Origin of the sequence: Pseudomarimonas arenosa, from assembly GCF_014841215.1 — a bacterium.
In the GTDB taxonomy this organism is placed as follows: Bacteria; Pseudomonadota; Gammaproteobacteria; order Xanthomonadales; family Xanthomonadaceae; genus Pseudomarimonas; species Pseudomarimonas arenosa.
Genome location: NZ_JACYTR010000017.1, coordinates 1 through 17,719, shown reverse-complemented (window position 1 = coordinate 17,719; position 17,719 = coordinate 1). Strand labels below are relative to the sequence as shown.

Here is a 17,719-nt window from a genome sequence, read left to right as displayed (position 1 = left end):
CCACGATTACTCAAACCCACTCTTGTAAACCGCCTCAGCACGGGCCGGCTCGATCAGCACCTGGCGGTCGTCGTCGCCCAACAGCACTTCGGTGCCGACCGGGGCGGTGACCTCGGCGCTGATCTCGACGAAGTTCTGCGTCGGGTCGATTTCACCGGTAATGTTCAGTTCGGCGCTGTTGCCGACGGCGAGGTCGAATTGCGTTTGCGCCGCACCGCTGCCGCCGGGTGGCACGCAGCTCGGGGCGCAGCTCCACAACACCGCGTTCAATCCGATCGGGGCGGCGACCTGCAGCTGCAGATCGTCCACCGCATCCGGGCCGTAGTTGTGCACCTCGATGCTGTAGTCGGCCAGGGTGCTGCCTTTGGCGATGGCTTCGGCCAAGTGTCTTGGCTCCGGTTGATTGCGGCGAATCACCAGACCCAGGTCGGCACCACGACCGACCGAGATGCGACGAATCACCGGCGTGCCGCGATCGGCACCGCCGTTGGCCGTGCCGCCGTTGTCGATCGGCGTGAAGCGAATGCGCGCTGCACCGCTGGTGCCGCTCAGTGTGTACTGCAGACTGCCGCCGGCATCGACGCTGATGGCCTGCAGCACGCCAGCGAGGTCTCGCACCACCTCAACCTCCACCGAGGCGGTTTGGCTGGCCTCGTTGGCCGGGCCGGCGCTGAGACCACTGACGAAGCCGCTGACGGATTGCGCGCCGCTGGTACCGGCCGGCAATGCCGGATCACCGGCAACGCTCGCCGTCGGCGGATCGTTCACCGGCGTCACCGTCAGCGTGGTCTGCGCCTGATGGGTCGCGCCATTACCATCGCTTACCTCGACCGTGATCACCGCCACGCCGTTGCCGTTCGGCACCAGGTTCAGGCTTAACGTGCGGTTGGCGCCGCTGCCGCCAAGCCCGGCGGCCAGCGCCGCATCGGTGATCAGCGCCTGGTTGTCGCTGCTAGCGCTTAACACCAGGCTACCCGGTGCAGTGCGATCGTCGCCGACGGTAATCGCCAAGCTGCCGCTGCCATCCTCCAGCACAGTGAGCGTCGAATTCATCGCAATCGTCGGCGGCTGATTCGAATCCGACACCGTAAAGCTGCGATCGACATCGGCCGCCGCGGTGTAATTCACATCGCCGGCCTGACTGGCGCGAATCGTACACGTGCCAACATTGCCGACGGTCAACGTCACCGTGCTGCCATTCGTCCCCGAGGTGGTACACACCCCAGTGGTCTGCGAGGCAAAGGTCACCGGCTGACTCGAATTGCCGCCGGTCGCCGACACGCTGAACGGCGGATCGTTGTCCGGGCGATCGCTCAAGGCGGCAAAGCTGATGGTTTGACTGCCCTGGCCGATGGCAAAGGTTTGCGTCACCTCCGGCGCGGCGGCGTAGGCAGCACTCCCGGCCTGATTGGCCGCGATGGTGCAGCTGCCCACAGTGACACCGGTGACGGTCGAACCATTCGTTCCACTTACCGTGCACACGCCCGTGGTTTGCGAACTGAACACCACGGGGTTACCCGACCCACCGCCGGTCGCTGACAGCGCCCCCGTCCCCTCCACCAGCACCGTCGGCGCGCTGCCGAAGCTGATCGCCTGGCTCGCCACTGGCGTCACGCTATTCGATGCCGCCGACGGCGCGCTTGTGCCCACGCCATTGGTGGCAGTCACGGTAAAGGTGTAGGCCGTGCCGTTGGTCAGGCCACTCACCGTGCACGGTGACTCAGTGCAACCGCTGCTGCTCAGGCCCCCGGGGGAACTGGTGGCGGTGTAGCCAGTGATGGGGCTGCCGCCGTCAAAGGCGGGCGTGGCGAATGAGATGCTCGCTGACGCATTACCAGAAGTGGCGGAGCCGACGGCAGGAGCGCCAGGCACGACTGCGTTTACGGCAAAGCTCTGCAGCACCGGCGAAGCAGAGTCGTAGGTGGCATCGCCAGCCTGGTCGGCGCGGATGGTGCATGTACCGCTAGTCAGGAAAGTGAGCGAACCGCCGACGGTGGTCGTACAGACGTCGGTAGACGTAGAAGTGAAGCTAATCGTTAGGCCGGAGCTGGCCGTCGCGGTCAGGGTCGGGGCGCTGCCGAAGTTCTGCGCGCCCGGGTTGGCAAATGTGATGCTCTGCGCCTGACCGAATTGCGCCTGCGCCACACGAGCTGGCAGCGCACCGGCGGCGTTGAAGTCGCCGCCTGCATATAGCCGGCGGTTTCCGGCATCCCAGGCCAGGGCGCGCACGGCGCTGTCCATTCCGCTGCCCAGCACTGCCCAAGTGCTGCCGTCCCACACCGCGATTCGGTTGGCGGCAAAGCCCCCGGCGGAGGTGAAAAAGCCCCCCGCGTAGAGGCGGCTGCTGCCTGCGTCCCATGCCAGGGCGAGCACAAAGTTGTTCAGGCCATTGCCCAGGGCTGCCCAGGCGCTGCCATCCCACACCGCCACGTAGTTCGCCACCGCACCCCCGGCGGAGTTGAAGAAGCCCCCTGCGTAGAGCCGGTTGTTGCCGGCATCCCAGGCCAAGGCCCCCACGCTGCTGCTCACGCCGCTGCCCAGCGCCGCCCAAGCGCTGCCGTCCCACACCGCGATGTTGTTGGCCGACGCGCCCCCGGCGGTGGAGAAAAATCCCGCCGCATAGAGCCGGCTGTTAGCCGCATCCCAGGCCAGGGCTCCGATGCCCCCGTTCATGCCGCTGCCCAGTGCCGCCCAGCTGGTGCCATCCCACATCGCGATGCGGTTGGCCGAGGCGCCCCCGGCAGTGGTGAATTGGCCGCCCGCATAAAGTCGGGCGTTGTCAGTATCCCAAGCTAGCGCACGTACATCACTGTCCACACCACTTCCCAGTGCCGCCCAGCTGGTGCCATCCCACACCGCGATGCGATTGGCCGCCGAGCCCCCGGCGGTGGTGAAATTTCCTCCGGCGTAGAGCCGACTAGAGGCAGCGTCCCAGGTCAGGGCGAACACACCACCGCCGCCCACACCACTGCCCATAGTGGCCCAGGTGTTACCGTCCCACACCGCGATGCGGTTCACCGCAGCGACGCCGGCGGTTGAAAAATAGCCCGCCGCAAAGAGCCGGCTGTTGGCCGCGTCCCAAGCGAGGGCATGCAGTTCGCCCTTCATGCCGCTGCCCAGCGACGCCCAGCTACTGCCATCCCACATTGCGACATGATTGGCAGAGCCGCCACCAGCTGCGGTGAAGAAGCCACCCACGTAAAGTCGGCTGTTGGTCGTGTCCAGGGCTATGGCGCGCACATCACTGTCCATGCCACTTCCCAGCGCCGCCCAGCTACTGCCGTCCCAAACTGCGATGCGGCTGGCCGAGACACCGCCAGCATTGCCGAACGCCCCGCCCGCAAAGAGCCTGCTGTTGGCCGCGTCCCAGGCTAGGGCGTGCACGAAGCTGCTCGCACCGCTGCCAAGCGCCGCCCAGGCGCTACCCTCCCATACCGCGACGTGAAACGCAGAGACACCGCCGGCGGTGCTGAATGCACCGCCCACAAAAAGCCGACTGCTAGCAGCATCCCAGGCCAAGGCGGACACGCTGTTGTTCATGCCGCTGCCCAGCGCTGCCCAGTTACTGCCATCCCACACCGCAATGCGGTTGGCCGAGGCGCCGCCGGCAGTGGTGAATTGGCCACCCGCATAAAGTCGGCTGTTTGCCGCGTCCCAGGCCAGGGCGGACACTTGGCTACCCATACCGCTGCCTAAGGCCGCCCAACTACTGCCATCCCACACCGCAATGCGGTTAGCCGAGACGCCGCCAGCGGTGGTGAAGAAGCCGCCCGCAAAGAGCCGACTGTTGCCAGCGTCCCAAGCCAATGCGAAGACGCTGCTGCCCATTCCGCTACCTAGTGCCGCCCAGCTGCCGCCATCCCATACCGCGATAAAAGACGCCTCGGCTCCCCCGGCGGCACTGAAGTTCCCACCCGCGAATAGGCGACTGTTGGCCGCGTCCCAGGCCAGAGCGTGCACACTACCATTCATTCCACTGCCCAGAGTGGCCCAACTACTGCCGTTCCACACCGCGATGTAGTTAGCTGCTGTTCCATTTGCAGCGGTAAAACCCCCGCCCACGTAAAGGTCGTTACCGGTCCAAACTACGGCGTTAACAATGCTGTCAAAGCCAGGCACATCGAGCGCCGTCCAATCCGAATCGCTAAACGTCGGATCGATACGCAGCGGATACTCAGCCCCCTGATCCGACACCGCAATCCGAAGCACACCGGCGGCAGTCACATCCATCCGCGCCGCTAGCACGGCGCCGGTGGCGTCGGTCACCTGCAACCGGTGGTAGTGCAATACGCGCCCATCGGCCAGATGGACTGCAACCGCCTTGCCTTCGTGCTGCGCCACCGGCGCCAGCCCTGCGCCTTGAGCAGACAGTTCCAGCACCAGCTCCGCTTCGCCCGCCGGCCGCACGGCCACAACGAAATCTTGTCGAATGCCGTCGGCATTCGCCTGATACTCTTCGATCAGGCCCGGGCGCTGCACTTGCACCAGGTCGCCCATGATGGCCACCGCACCGCTCGACGATAGCGGCAATACATGGTTGCCGCGACCTAAACCCTGCACCCGCCACTGAAACGCCGCTTCACCGGCCTCGTCGGTGGAACGAAGCGCGGTACCCTCGGGCCCGATCAGCGCTTCTAGATCCTGCATCGGCGCGGTCATCCGCACCCGGCCATCGGGCAAGCGCTCGATCACTTGTTGCGATTTCGATTCGGCACTGGCCTTGTCGGCCACCTCGGTCATCGACATCGCTGCCGGCTCGGTTGAGGCCAGCAGGGGCAAGGGGGTGGCCATGCCTGCCCCGAGTAGTAGGCCGATGATCAGACGGCGCCAAGCACATGGGCTACCCAAGTCTGCGGAAGCGGTAACGAGGTGAACTGGATGCGAAGTCATTGCGGTGTTCCGATGTTGTGCTGCGGCGTCGGCTAGATCTTTGATTGCTCATGCGATTGCGGTGCAATCCGCCATGTCCACCACCAACAGAATCAGCGCAATGCGCGACTTAACACCGCACTTGAGAAAAATGCTGCGGTTGTGGCTGCGCACGGTTTCCACCCCCATGCCGAGAGTGCGGGCAATGGCGGCGAGGCTGAGGTCAGTGAGGAGCAGGCTGAGCACGGAGAGTTCGCGATCGGTGATACGGTGGGTACAGGCCAGCTGCTTGGCGCCGCGCTCGAGCAAGGCAGCGCCTTTGCCTGATCGGGCGGCGGGGCGGTCGATGACTTCGGGTGTCGACATCTGGCTGCCCTCCAAGGTTTGGCAGACCTGCAACACGTCTCGATGCGAGCCGAGGCGCAGGACGCCTCGGCTCACGTCGCGATCAGGGCGACTCGAATGAATCCAGAACGATCTTGATGGTGGGGGGCGGAATCACTTCCTGCGGCGCGTTGAACAGCGGCGTGCCCTTGGCCACTGTCGGGCCACGCTCGAAGAAGTACAGCTTCCCCGAGCGTCGGCCAGCGGCGGTGTTGGCTTCGGAGCAGCCGGTCACGATGCGCTGTGCGTTGGCCGCCGTTCGGGTGTAGAAGCTACCGGAACACTCAGCATCGCCGACCAACAAACGCTGGGTCTGGGTGTAGGCCGGTTCGAACTGCACCTGGACTTCCACAAACTGATTGCCTTCGCCTACCGATATCACCAGATCGCTACCCCAGGAAATGCCCAGCGGCTGTTTGCCGGGGCTGTCGGCCTCAATCACCGCGGTCTGACTCCAGACGCCGGCAGTTTCTTCCATCAGCCGAGCCAGCGGAGCCGTGGTGGCACCCGGCGCCAGGGTGGGGAACAGGCACCCCACCGCCAGCTGCTGCGGCGTCTTGAAGGCTGCGTAGACCTCAAACTGGCACTGGCCGCTATAGGCAAAGCCGTTGGTGCGCACCCATTGGCTACCGTCAAAGTCCATCACGTGCCAGTCGGTCACGCCGCTGATCGTCTGCCTGATCAGCAATCGTCCAGGCGTGGTGATCGCATTGACCGACAGTGAAGCTGGCTGACCCGTGGGCGAGAGTCCACCGGTCGACACGCAATCGTCGGCGACTACCCGCCAGCTGTACCACCCGTTGTTGAACAGAGCCACTACATGCTCACCGTTGGTGAACAGGTTGCTGAATCCGGAGTTGGCCGCGCCGCGCTCAAAAGGCGGCGGCAGCTCGCACACCCAGTTCCATTGATCGCCGGTTCGTCGATAAACATCGGCTCGCCCAATATTCAGCACGCCAGCGACTTCGGCCTGTGAGGCCACGACGGCAAGATCACCGGCCATCGCCGCACCCGTGCCAAACACATCGAAGGATTGCGCCGCGCTTGGCGGCGAGAGAGACTGCATAAGCTCCCAATCGCTAACGCCACGTTTGTACATGTACACGGCGCCGGCATCTGTTGCGCCGAGTTGGTCACGCCCGCGCGAAGCGGCCAAGGCCCAATCACCGTCAATGGCAACCAATCCGCCCAGCAAATCGCCCAACAAGCCATTGCCGTGCACAAACGTGCGTTCCAGCACCGGCGAGCCAGTGCCCAAAGCAAATGCGTAGCCGACACCTTGTTCGACTACCCGATTAAAGCTGCGGTAGGGGTCTCCCGCGAATAAATGGGTCTCGGTGAGTGCCAAGGTAGTGCCAGCGAACGGCCCTGGTGCCACCGGCAGATTCACCTTGGCCGGCGTAGACCAGGCACCTCCGCGAAACTCCGACAAATACACTTCGTCTTCAGCGCCGGGCACAATAAGACCTGCCATCCGAGGAACGGCGCCGTCTTTAATCACTAGCTCCCAAAGGAAATCGGCAATGCTTGGCCCTGGACCCGCCGCCGCCCAAGTACCGGCTGAGCGACTGAACAGCTGAGTGCCGCCGGTACCCGAACGGGCGACCAGAAGATCACCATCGACTGATGTAAGGTTGCGCGAACCTGTAGCCAGGGTTTGCACGTACTGCCAGGTGCCGCCACTCAGTTCGTATACGTATACGGCGCCACGCGAGTTATTCGGATTAAGGTGTGATCGCGCATTGATCAGCACCTGGTTCCCGCTGAAATCCACCAGATAGCCAAATCGGTCTTGAGCCACGCCATCCGGCGGAATCAGCTCCTGGCGAAACACATAGTTATTCCCAACGCGCTCGTATACAAACGCGCGGCCGGGGTCGGTGGTATTGGAGGCAACCGGCTCTCCTGGCGCACCTACGATCAGCCAGTCACCCTCGATGTCACTGCCTCCACCGTAGCGAGCCCCAGCGGTGGGCGTGGGTGCTTGCAGGGCGGCCAGTTCCACCCAGCCCGCGCCGCCACGCTCATAGACGTTGACGGCGCCCGCACTGAGCTCGACGCCGACATCAACAAATGGGTGGTGGACGACCAGCAGGCGGCCGTCGCTGGAGAGGCTCGTACCCTGCGAGCCACCTCCGGAGAATACTTGCGAGCGCTGTTGGAACTGACCGCTACGCTGCCAGCTCCCACCAACGCGCTCGAAAGCGAAAAAATTGTCGTCGCTACGAACGTCCACGAACGGGCTGAAAACGACGGTATCGCCCGCTGCGACCACGTCGCTACCCAAGTTGTCAGAAGGATCCGCCTCATCGGCGTAATCCGGTACCGGCAGCTGCGCCCACGCCGGTAGGGCAAGCACACATGCCGCAATCAACCACCCCACTCGCTTCGTAGCCACCTGAACGCCCCCCCAGGGTGAATCACCGTAGGCGTTCAGCCTATGCTCTTGTCGAATGACAAAGCATCCCCTGATCGGGGGATATGCCGGAAAGGTGAATTAGTTCACTCAATGGGGCGCGGAGGCGGGACTGGCTCGAGGCACCGATCGCGCACTGACCTCGTTCGGCTGGCTTCGACTGGCACGGACAGCGGAGCAATTGGCGCGGAGCTAACGCACCCTGAGCTCGCCGAAGGGTGTCTGGCATGGCGAGGCTCTGAAGCGTTCTGATGTAGCTCGCAGCGATCGACCCGCAACCTGATGGCTTGCTGGCGCCTGCTGAGGTCATCGGCAGACGCGGCGGCAACCGGCATGAACGTTGGCTTCGTTCGGCTGGCTTCGACTGGCTCAGCCAGCGTGGCAACCGCGAGATCAATACGTTGTCCGTCTCAGGGCAACGGTTGGGTTTCAAATCCATCAGCAAACACCCTCGGCCCCGGCAGCGAGGCAGGCGGCAAGGGGCCGCCCGATACACTGAACGACTCGCTGCTGCTTATCCCGGCCGGCTCGCCCTTCAAAACAATCAGTTGCAGCTGCAGACTCTCAGACTGCATCACGGCTGAGCCGGCGCTGGGACCGCCTGTTAAGCGGAAGTTTTCGCTCGTGGCGTCAGTAGCCGTGCTGTTGGGCGCACAGCACAGCAACAGCGAGGCCACAGCACCGCGCATCAGCCCTCGTGCGTTTAGCTGCATGGCCAGCTCCTAGAGATTGCCCGGGGGACAGGTCTCGGGATTGAAGCCGAAGCCTCGATTGGTCGTCGCGGAACACGTGCCGGTGCCGTTGCAAATGCCACCGATCAGCTGGGTATGCGCAATAAAGAATGTGTAATTGGCATCGCCGCCTATGCTTGCTCCCAAACAGGCCGGGCCAGCCGCTGCCGCAGTGGAGACCAGTCGAGAGTGTGACGCGGTCAGGTGCGTGGTGACCGCGCCGCCGTTGGTGTAGGGATTCAGCGCCCAACCGTTGGCTGAGTTCTGCTCCAGCGTTGAATGCAGAACCGATATCGGGCCGGCGCCGGTCAGCACGGTAGTGAGCGAGGGGTCTTCTGACCCCATGGTAAGCGCCTGGCCGGCAAACACCTGCAGTAATGAATTGCGCACCCAGAGACCGACGTTCTGGCGCGCAGGCGACACCCCGCGATTCAGCGCATTGCAGTACAACTCGTTGTCGGCAAGACAGCCTACCGAGACATGCGAGTCATGCAGATCGAGCTGGGAATCGCCTGCGGCAATCCCTTGCACGACCGGGAAAGATTCACTCATGTTCGCCGCCGCCGTACCGGAGACGAACACCTGAACATCGTTGACCAAGGCGTTGTCCACTTCGAACAGATCAAGGCCAGAGATCGCATAGGCGCGTCCGCTGGAAGCCACCTGACCATCATCGATCTCGATGTTCTGCACGCGGTGGATGGCGAAGCCAAATATTCTCGCCAAGGGAAGCGCCGTCGAGGTGGAAGACTGGGCATTGACCAGCACATCTTCGAATCGACCTGCCGACTCGCTGTCGCGGACAAAAACACCCATGAGCTGAGTCTGCGCTGCGCTGGCCGATGGCGTTGCGCGAGCCACCAGGCCACGCACCAAGCTGAAGTTGGCGATGATCTCGGCGCCAATCGTGGTGGTGTTGCCACCATCCGCGGCCACTTCCACTTCAAACAACTGCACATTGGTAGCGAGCGGAAGGCACTCCACCGACAATCCACGGGCGTGATTGCCGCCGCTGGCACGCAGGTAGGAATTGCGAATGGTCACAGCTTGCGCATTGCAGATCAGCAACCCCACCTTGCGCTCGCTGGCGGCGCCTGGGGCATCGGCCCACAGATTGGCGTCGGATATGCGCACCTGCTCCGCTCTCGAACTATCGTTATTGATCACCAATACAGCGCCCCCTGGGGCGTTCCCCGCTGGCGCACCATTGTTGAACACCAACACATCGGCCAACTCAGAAAACGACTGCATGTGCACGGTTGCGCTGTCGGCAGTCGAGCGAACTGTAGTGTTCAGTTTCCCGGCACCTTGCAGCACCGTGCCACGCGGCAACACCAGGGCCTGATTGCCAAGATCATAAGTACCGGCATCAAGTCGGACTACGAATGGGTTGCCGCCCGCGGCGCTGGCGACCGTCATCGCCGCCAGTAGCGCCAGTCCGTTTTCGCTGGCGCTGGCTTCGGCCGGCACACGCAGTTCGTTGTGCATGGTCTGCAGCGCGCGAACGGCGTAGGGTGCCGCTGCCAGCTTGGTTCTCGGGGTCATTTCAGAATCACTGCCGACCCGCACGCCGAGCCAGAGCTGACGGTTCAGCAACTCCTCGGGGATGGCGTTGCCGTCGCCGAGTTCGGCCTGGAAGCGGCCGTCCACCACTACCACCGAGTCGGTTTCGGTCCACAGAGCCGACCCACCGGAAGCAACGTCATACAGCGAAAATACGATCGACTGCGCCCCGTTAACCGGACTGCCGCCGCTGGTGCGCAGCTCACCTTGATAGTTCAGGGTACGTGGGGGAGGTACCGCCTGGGCCACCCCTGCCAACGCCAATGCCATTCCAATCAGGACATTGGAAATGCCCGCCTTCTGCTTCGACATTGCAGCCCCCTGCGTTGCTTGCCCACTGACCTTGCAGGTCGCCGCACTGCGTGGAGGAAACGCGGCCTTGTCCCGATCCCTGCATGTCACCTGGGGACAAACTACTCTTCTGCTATGGATTGCGAATCCCCCGATCGGGGGACCGCCTGATCAAAGCTTGGGCAATGAACCCAGCACGCGATCGAGCACCCGCGCCAGTTCGCGCTGGCTGCGCGTGCCGGTCTTCTGAAAGCAGCGCTTGAGATGGGTGCGTACGGTTTCCAGACCAATTCCGAGCAGCTCGGCGCAGCCCTGCAGATCAGTGTCGTTCTGCAAGGCCAGGGCGACCTCGGCCTCTTTGGCGGTGAAGTTGAACACCACTTGCAGGGTCTGCTGCGCCAGGCGATCGATCTGACTGCTGTCGAGTCCAGTGAGATACACCAGCACTTGACCTTCCGATTCCGGAAAGCCGCCGCACACCGAAGGCATAGCACATAGATGCATCACAATGCCTTTGTCACGCTGATCAAGCGAAGCAATCAGCACCGATTGCGGGCGTGGCGTCTCGTGCTGCAGCTTCAAGGCCAGCAGGGCGGTCTCGAACTGCTGCCGATGAGCTGGGCTGGCAAACTGCAGCCGTGCGCCACCCCCGCGGGAGACACCGCTGTGGGCATGCAACACCTGCTCTGCCTGCAGATTGGCCTTCAGCACGGCGCCATCGCGACTGAGTATCAATATGCCGATCGGGCTGCACTCGAATCCGGCCCGGAATGACTGAACTTTGGACTCCAGCCTGGCGATGCGTCGATACAGGGCGTAGGCGTTGCTGAGGTGCGGCTGCAGCTTGGCAATGATATGCAGCTCATCGGGGCTGAACGGTCCTGCGCTGGCGCTGCGATTGATCGAGACCACCGACAGATTGAGACTGGAGTCGCGCCAGACACAGATCCCGGCGCCATAGCGAATATCCAAATCGCGCAGAAAGTGCAGGTAATAGGCGCTGCGCAGAAACTCGCTGTCGCTGACCACTGCCTGCCCGTGCTGCCACCCCTGCTCGAGAAAGCCCGGCAAACTGCGTCGCATCCAGATGTTCTCGGTGGCCCACTGCTCCTGATAGCGATGGGTGACATGGCCGATATCCAGCGCTGACAACTCGGCCACTGCTTCAGCACTGCCGCGGGCCAGGCCGAAGTCTTCGGTGTGGATGGCGCAGAAGTGCGAATTGAACGCCCGGGCGATCTGCGCCAGCGCGCTCTCGAACTGCATGGCGTCGACCAAGGAGCCATACAGACCCTGCACCAGACCATCGAGATCAAGCCGAGCGTTGGGCATACCGCATCTTCCGGTGACGAGCCTGGCGCATCATAGAGCTAGGGCCCGGCGAGATGCACGCGGTGCTGTTCTAACCCGTAGGCAGACCTGTCGGGCAGGTATCTATCTTTCCGATTTGAGAGACAGGCGCTGTACAGCCCCTCTCCCCTTGCGGGAGAGACTCGGTGAATTGCAACCTGTCTCGCAATGCGCAGACCTCAATCGACTTGTGTCGGAAGCCCAATAGGGCGCGCTTCAGACAACACGCGCGGGCAACCTCCGGGACGGCGGCATTGCAGCAATCAGCGCGCGTAGTACTGATCGAGGTGACGCAGGATTTCGGTTGATTCAAACAGTTCCACGCCTTGATTCGGATCGATCAGATACGGCACCTGCGCCTTGCCGGTGTCACTTAACATGGCTTCACGTCTGCCGCCTGGCTTCGCTGCCCAAGGCCGCAGGCTGAAGCGCAGGTTGGGCGGCCCCCAATCGCTGAGTTGCTCCTTGCCAAAGCTGCGCAGCACCCAGGGCAACTCAAGTTCGCAAAGGCGCTCGCGCACCAGGCGCGAGTAAGGGCTGGATTCGAAGCTGTACAACTCCAGCGGTTTGCGCGGTGAGCGTGAAGGCCGTGCCAGCGCGCCTTGTCGACCGCGCAACCGCGAGGCCAGTTGCGAGCTGAGTCGCATCGGCCAGCTGGTCAGCAGATGCCGGGCCCATCCGATGCCAGCATAGTGCTGCAACAGATGGCCAAGACAGTCGCGCACACCCTGCAGCCTGGCATCTTCATTGCGATCGATCAGATACGGCAGGCGGGCCCCACGCGGCAGCTTCTGCGCAAAGCGCCGTCCGCCTTCCGGGCAGGGCTGGATCAGCGCGTCGAGTTGCAGCTCGGTCAACACCTCGCGCAGCAGCCGGCATTCCGGATCGTTCTCGCGATCGAACACCACCAATTGTTTCGCTGGCGCCTTCACCGCCCGCAACACCTGGGTGCCGCGCCAACCGCGGGCAGTGGATGCCAGCAAGGAACGAATCAGATCGGGCATCGGAGGCTGAGGCATGGCCGGGTCCATCGAGACGTGTAACGCCAGGGTACTACGCCGGGCAGCGCGGGCTTCAAGCGGCCTGCTGCCCGAGCAAGCGCGGCCGCTTGCGCAGAGAGTGGGAGACTATAGCGGCAAGCTGGCCGTCAGCGCCCGGAACTCGGCCAAGCGGTCGAATCCGGGGTCGGCGTCTTTCCAAGCCGCCTGCAGCTGCTTGCCGTATCCAGTGGCTGCCGCCTGATCGCCAGCCAGAAGCGCGGCGCGCAGCGACCACCAGAGCACGGTCGGACCTTCCGGCTCAGCGCGCTGCAGTTTCTCCAGCCAGGGGCGGGCAAAGGCGTGCTGGCCATGCTGCAGGGCAATCTCGACCAGCATGGCATGCCAGCTCTGCAGTTGACTCATCGGCTGATTCGACGCCGCCAGCACGTACTGAAACTCTTCCAGCGTTTCTGCCCAGGCGGCCAGACTCTCAGGAGTGCCGGCCTGCCAGGCCTGCCCCAGACGCTGATAGATCAGCGCCGAAACCGACAGCGGTGCGCCGCTCTGCTGCCAGGCCAATTCGAGTTTCTCCAGCCCCTGGAAATAAAGCGAGCGGTCCAGCAGCTGCAGACCCAGGACCAGATCGAGATTGGCTAGGGCATGTTCACGCAACCTGGGGTCTTCCGAGATGTTCCATTGGGCCATCCATTCACGCGCTGCCTGTACGCCTTTGACGCTGGCGTACACGCCTATGTAACCGTTGAGGTTGTGCGCCATCATCACCGGCGCAGAGCGAGAGCGCTCCATCTCCATCAGGTCCATCAACACATCGAAGGCCGCCTGCTGTCGCCCCAGGCTGCGCAGCAGATCGATTTGCTTTCTCAGCACATTGATACGAGCAGTGGGATTGTGCTCGGTTCGTTGGCGCGCGTTTTCAATAACGCGCAAGGCCTCCTCCCAGCGCCCGGTGCTGAACAGCACGTCAGCTCGGCTGAGCACGGGCGAGATCAGCTCCGGGCGTAGCAGGGCTGCTTCGTCCAGTGCACGCAGGGCCTCGTCATGGCGTCCCTCCAGGCGCGCAATCTCGGCCATCAGCAGCGGCGCGCCAATCTCCATCGGGTTGCGTTGAGCGGCCAGCGTGGCCAGCTCCCTGGCCTGATCGGGCAGTTCGCGAAGCAAGGCCGATGAGGCCAAGCTCAGCAGCTCTGAGGCGCTGCCCGATTCGATCGCCAATTGCTGCAAGCGTTGCCAGATGGCCGGATCATCCGGCGCATCGCTCAGCTCCATGCGTGCCAACATCAATTGCGGCTCTCGATCATGAGGCGCCCGCTTCGACCACAGCCGGTACACCCCAAGCACCTGCTCGCGACCGACAGCTGAAGCCTGAATCGCCTGCATGGTGAAACGCAGTCGGTCTGGCAACATGCCGGTGCGCGGCGCCAACGCCTGAGCAATCTGCCGGGCTTGCAGGATGTCGCCCAACTGGGCACGAACCAGGAAGCGCTGCACGTCGGCAGCGACGAAATTGCCATCCAGGGCAATCGCTTGATCCAGCAGTTCAGCGGCACGCGGATAGTCGTTGTCCTGCACTTCGACAACGAGGGCTTCCACGTAGGCGCGAAGCGCCGGAAGCGAGTCGGTGGTAATGCTCAGCAAGGGCGCATCTCTACCTGGCTGATCGCGATCGGTGCTGCTGACCTGCTCGCGCAGCAGTGCTGCCAACTGATCCACCGCCGACCACACATCCTGCGCCTCAAACTCGATCGCGCCGAGATCCCGGTCGGGATTCAGACCCTGCACTGAGGCGCGAACGGTCAGCCCGCTGGCGCCGACGCTGACTTCGCCGCTGACCATCACCTGATAGGCCTGAGCCAGCGCAGCGTTGCGCAGCATCGCCCGACTGGCACCATCGAAGTTTCGACCCCCTTGAGCACGCAGCGTGGACAGCAGCCCGGCCGATGCATACGAGGCGTCGAGCCGCGGATCGAATAGCAGATCGTAGCGCGTCAAGACCGCCATGGCGGCGCCCAGCCACTGATCCTCGGCTGCGCCCTGCACCTTGAAGGGAAACAGCACGACCCGCGGCACGACGACCGCTGTCGAGGACGATTTCGCCGCCGTCTCGCTGCCATCGACGGCGTTCGCAAGTGAAGCTTTGTGTTGTGTGGGGCCGCCAATAAAGCGTGGCGCCTGCCAAGCCGTGGCCAGGCCAGCCAGCAGCAGTACCCCAATACTCAGCGCGCGCGACCGGGTCCAGTGCATGGCGCCGACCTCGCCGATCCACCAAGTCAACAGCACCACCGTGGGCAACAGCACCCACATACCGGCAAAGACCATGTCGATCAGGTACTCGGGCAGGGCGTAGCGCTGTACCAGGAAGGAGGAAAACTCGATCAGCGCCCAACATAGGCCGAACCAACCGGTAAGCACCGGAATCAGATGTCGCTGACGCACTTGGCGCCACACTGATGACGGAGTGCCGGAGCTAGCAGCGTTACTCACGGGGTCTGCCTTGGGTCAGCGAGAAGATCAGCGCGGCAGTATCCGAGCTGCCTCAGGCCGACGCAAGCCGGCCCGGCAGATCAGCACAAACCAGAGCTCAAGGGGCGCCTGCCTGCCCTGGCCGAGTTACGAACAGGGAAGCGATCTGCGCCCGTCCGACCCAGCCACGCCACCCGGCCAGCAGCATGATCGTGCTCGCCAGCGCCAGCATCGGCCACTCGGCGTGCAGGGCATGGGTGGCCACGGCACCGATCATCAGTAGCCCCAGGCAGGCCGCGGCCAGCGCCGACAGCCGTGGAATCAGCAGACCCAGTGCGCCTGCGACTTCAAGCGCGCCGGTGAGGTACATGAACCACAGCGGGTAGCCCCAGCGCGCAAAGGCCTCAAGCTCAAACGGCAGGGCCGCCAGCTTGGCACCGCCCGAGGCGAAAAACACCAGGGCCAGAAGATAGGTCAACAGGCGAATGATCACGGGCGCCCCCCTGAAGGCAGGACTCCATTCAAGCATGTTTCTGGCCGGCTGCCTGCCTTCGCCGAGTGACAACGGTCCGTTAACGCCGAATCGTCAACAATCTCGGCTGTCTTGGTCGCGCACCGCTCATGTCCAGATTATTGTTCGCCTGCCTCTTGCTGCTGACCGCCCGCGGCCTGCAGGCTGCCAGCCCCACAACACACGAATTCAGCGATCACTTCAAGACGGCACTGACCGAACGCGGCATACCCGGAGGCGCCTGGGCGGTGATCGAGGATGGCAAATTGCTGGCATCGGGAGGCGTGGGGGTGCGCGGCATCGAAGACGCCAACCCAGTGACTGCCGATACGGTATTCCGCATCGCCTCGATATCGAAGACTTTCGCCGCCCAACTTACTGCCCTGCTGGTGCGCGACGGCAAGCTGCACTGGGAAGACAAAGTCGGCCGGGCGGTGCCTGATCTTGCCTTCAAACAGGCACAACACGGCGCTCAGTTGCAGCTGCAGCATCTGCTATCGCACTCGACCGGCATCGTCTCGAACGCCTATGACAACCTGCTCGAAGCCAACCAGCCACTGGATCGCATCCTGCCGCAGTTCCGCAGCCTGAAGCCGCTGTGCGCACCGGGGCGCTGCTACACCTATCAGAACGTGTTGTTCGCACTGTCTGCACCGGTGATCGAAAAGGCTACCGGAGAATCCTACGCCGAGCAGATCCGGCAACGCCTGATTATCCCGCTGAAGATGCAAAACACCTCGGTCGGCATGAAGGCGTTTCTGGCCAGCCCTGACCGCGCGCATCCTCATCTGCAAAGAGCCGGCCGATGGCTGCCCGGCCAGGTGCAAGCGGGCTACTACCAGGTCGAGCCCGCAGCAGGCATCAATGCCAGCGCCAATGATCTTGCCCGCTGGCTGACCGCCCAGCTCGGTGACAGCCCGGACATCATCCCCCCCGAGACGGTCAGCGAGCTTACCCAGCCGCGCGTTCGCACTACCCGCGATCTGCAACGGCGCGCCTGGCGTGACCTGCTGACCGATGCACATTATGGCCTGGGCTGGCGAATCTACCAGATCGGTGATGAAACGATCTACTTGCATGCCGGCTGGGTGCACGGTTATGTCGCCGAGATCTCCTATTCACGCCAACATCGCGCTGGCCTGGTGATGCTGCTTAACGGCGAATCCGGCCTTCTGGCGGACCTTGGTGCTAAGTACTGGTCGGCGCGCTTGCGCAACACAGAGCAGCCGCAGGGATAACAGGCGTGAAACACCTGTGAGGGGCCCCGAGCGGCACTGCGAAGCATCCGCCAGTTGGTCTACCATGAAGCCGCCGTTAATCCCAATGCACGGATGGCCGACCGACGGAGTTGATCGATGAGCTTTTCCATCCATGGAGACGTGCGACTGGAAGCGGCGTTTCCGTTGCTGATCACCCATGTCCGCGGGCCCTGGAATCGCGAGCTGACCCGGCGCTGGGCGGCAGTCTCTCTGCCGCTGGCGCACGAGTTTGCCGAGCGTGGTGCCTGGGTCGGCGCGGCGGTGGTTTCAGAATCGATGATGTGCACGCCGGAAGCCCTGAGCCTGCATGCCCAGATGGCCGAACGAATGGTGGCCGAGTTCGGCATGGTAGCCGCCGCGCATGTTGCGCTTCCTGGCACCGAGGGCGAGAAACTGATGCACCCGGTATTCGAGTCGATGTTTTCCCGCCTCTGTCCGTACCGACGGTTCGAGACGCTGGAGGACATGCGCGCCTGGGGGGTGGCGCAGACCGGGGCGCGCTCCTAGCAGTCTGCTGAAATGAGTTTCAGCAGCCTGCTAGCCGAAGCAAGGCCGGGCGGACCACAGGCAGCCGCCTCGGCCGCCCATGCCGTTTTGGGTTGAACGCCATGTTCAAATTCACAACCGCCTGGTGGCGCACGGCATGAAGAGAAGGCGAATGATCGAGCAGGTAACTGCCGCAAACCAAGACCTAGCCCGGATACTTCATGAGGTCGCGCCGAAAGATCCGGTAATTCCAAGCGGGGCGAGAGTTTCGACCAATGGTGTTGAGATAACAGAGTGTTCGCGATCTTTCGGCGCTGGCACGGCCCTCACCGGTCCTTTGCGCCGATTGCCGCGTTGCTTCTCGCCCAAGTGGGCCCACCACTTGGGCTCGTCGCGCC

At 63.4% G+C, this 17,719-nt stretch carries 11 protein-coding genes; 2 read left to right on the top strand and 9 right to left on the bottom strand.

Translation table 11 applies throughout. The features are described 5' to 3' along the window. Positions 1–6: 6 nt before the first annotated feature. The 9 genes from IFO71_RS10140 to IFO71_RS10100 form a co-directional block, all read right to left on the bottom strand. Positions 7–4,791 carry a beta strand repeat-containing protein gene (locus tag IFO71_RS10140; RefSeq protein WP_192029516.1) on the bottom strand — a complete coding sequence of 1,595 codons (4,785 nt, stop codon included), beginning with the start codon at positions 4,789–4,791 and terminating at the stop codon, positions 7–9. Positions 4,792–4,938: 147 nt separating this feature from the next. Next, entirely contained in the window at positions 4,939–5,310 is a 372-nt protein-coding gene (locus tag IFO71_RS10135) for a LuxR C-terminal-related transcriptional regulator (RefSeq protein WP_192029515.1), read from the bottom strand. Between the two features lie 7 nt (positions 5,311–5,317). Next, the gene (locus IFO71_RS10130; RefSeq protein WP_192029514.1) at positions 5,318–7,612 is read right to left on the bottom strand and encodes an FG-GAP repeat protein; all 2,295 of its coding nucleotides are present in this window, start codon (positions 7,610–7,612) and stop codon (positions 5,318–5,320) included. 467 nt (positions 7,613–8,079) lie between these two features. Beyond that, positions 8,080–8,382, bottom strand: coding sequence for a hypothetical protein (locus IFO71_RS10125; RefSeq protein WP_192029513.1), 303 nt, complete (start codon positions 8,380–8,382; stop codon positions 8,080–8,082). A 9-nt stretch (positions 8,383–8,391) separates the two neighbouring features. Next, positions 8,392–10,275, bottom strand: coding sequence for a hypothetical protein (locus IFO71_RS10120; protein WP_192029512.1), 1,884 nt, complete (start codon positions 10,273–10,275; stop codon positions 8,392–8,394). Positions 10,276–10,425: 150 nt separating this feature from the next. Next, positions 10,426–11,586 (bottom strand): helix-turn-helix transcriptional regulator, encoded by a 1,161-nt coding sequence (locus tag IFO71_RS10115; RefSeq protein WP_192029511.1) that lies wholly within the window; start codon positions 11,584–11,586, stop codon positions 10,426–10,428. A 281-nt stretch (positions 11,587–11,867) separates the two neighbouring features. Next, a complete protein-coding gene (locus IFO71_RS10110; RefSeq protein ID WP_192029510.1) occupies positions 11,868–12,623 on the bottom strand; it encodes a glutathione S-transferase N-terminal domain-containing protein in 756 nt (251 codons plus the stop codon). Between the two features lie 108 nt (positions 12,624–12,731). Continuing rightward, on the bottom strand, positions 12,732–15,086 hold the full coding sequence (locus IFO71_RS10105) for a tetratricopeptide repeat protein (protein ID WP_192029509.1): 2,355 nt from the start codon (positions 15,084–15,086) through the stop codon (positions 12,732–12,734). 97 nt (positions 15,087–15,183) lie between these two features. After that, positions 15,184–15,558 (bottom strand): DoxX family protein, encoded by a 375-nt coding sequence (locus IFO71_RS10100; protein ID WP_332309357.1) that lies wholly within the window; start codon positions 15,556–15,558, stop codon positions 15,184–15,186. Positions 15,559–15,686: 128 nt separating this feature from the next. Here IFO71_RS10100 and IFO71_RS10095 point away from each other — a divergent pair, with 128 nt between their 5' ends. After that, positions 15,687–16,814 carry a serine hydrolase domain-containing protein gene (locus IFO71_RS10095; protein ID WP_192029508.1) on the top strand — a complete coding sequence of 376 codons (1,128 nt, stop codon included), beginning with the start codon at positions 15,687–15,689 and terminating at the stop codon, positions 16,812–16,814. Between the two features lie 117 nt (positions 16,815–16,931). After that, on the top strand, positions 16,932–17,342 hold the full coding sequence (locus IFO71_RS10090) for a hypothetical protein (RefSeq protein WP_192029507.1): 411 nt from the start codon (positions 16,932–16,934) through the stop codon (positions 17,340–17,342). The last annotated feature ends 377 nt before the right edge of the window (positions 17,343–17,719 follow it).

Coding starts and splice junctions, on each gene's coding strand:
- IFO71_RS10140 (WP_192029516.1), bottom strand. CDS start 4,791: ATGGCCACCCCCTTGCCCCTGCTGGCCTCAACCGAGCCGGCAGCGATG.
- IFO71_RS10125 (WP_192029513.1), bottom strand. CDS start 8,382: ATGCAGCTAAACGCACGAGGGCTGATGCGCGGTGCTGTGGCCTCGCTG.
- IFO71_RS10120 (WP_192029512.1), bottom strand. CDS start 10,275: ATGTCGAAGCAGAAGGCGGGCATTTCCAATGTCCTGATTGGAATGGCA.
- IFO71_RS10115 (WP_192029511.1), bottom strand. CDS start 11,586: ATGCCCAACGCTCGGCTTGATCTCGATGGTCTGGTGCAGGGTCTGTAT.
- IFO71_RS10110 (WP_192029510.1), bottom strand. CDS start 12,623: ATGCCTCAGCCTCCGATGCCCGATCTGATTCGTTCCTTGCTGGCATCC.
- IFO71_RS10095 (WP_192029508.1), top strand. CDS start 15,687: ATGTCCAGATTATTGTTCGCCTGCCTCTTGCTGCTGACCGCCCGCGGC.
- IFO71_RS10090 (WP_192029507.1), top strand. CDS start 16,932: ATGAGCTTTTCCATCCATGGAGACGTGCGACTGGAAGCGGCGTTTCCG.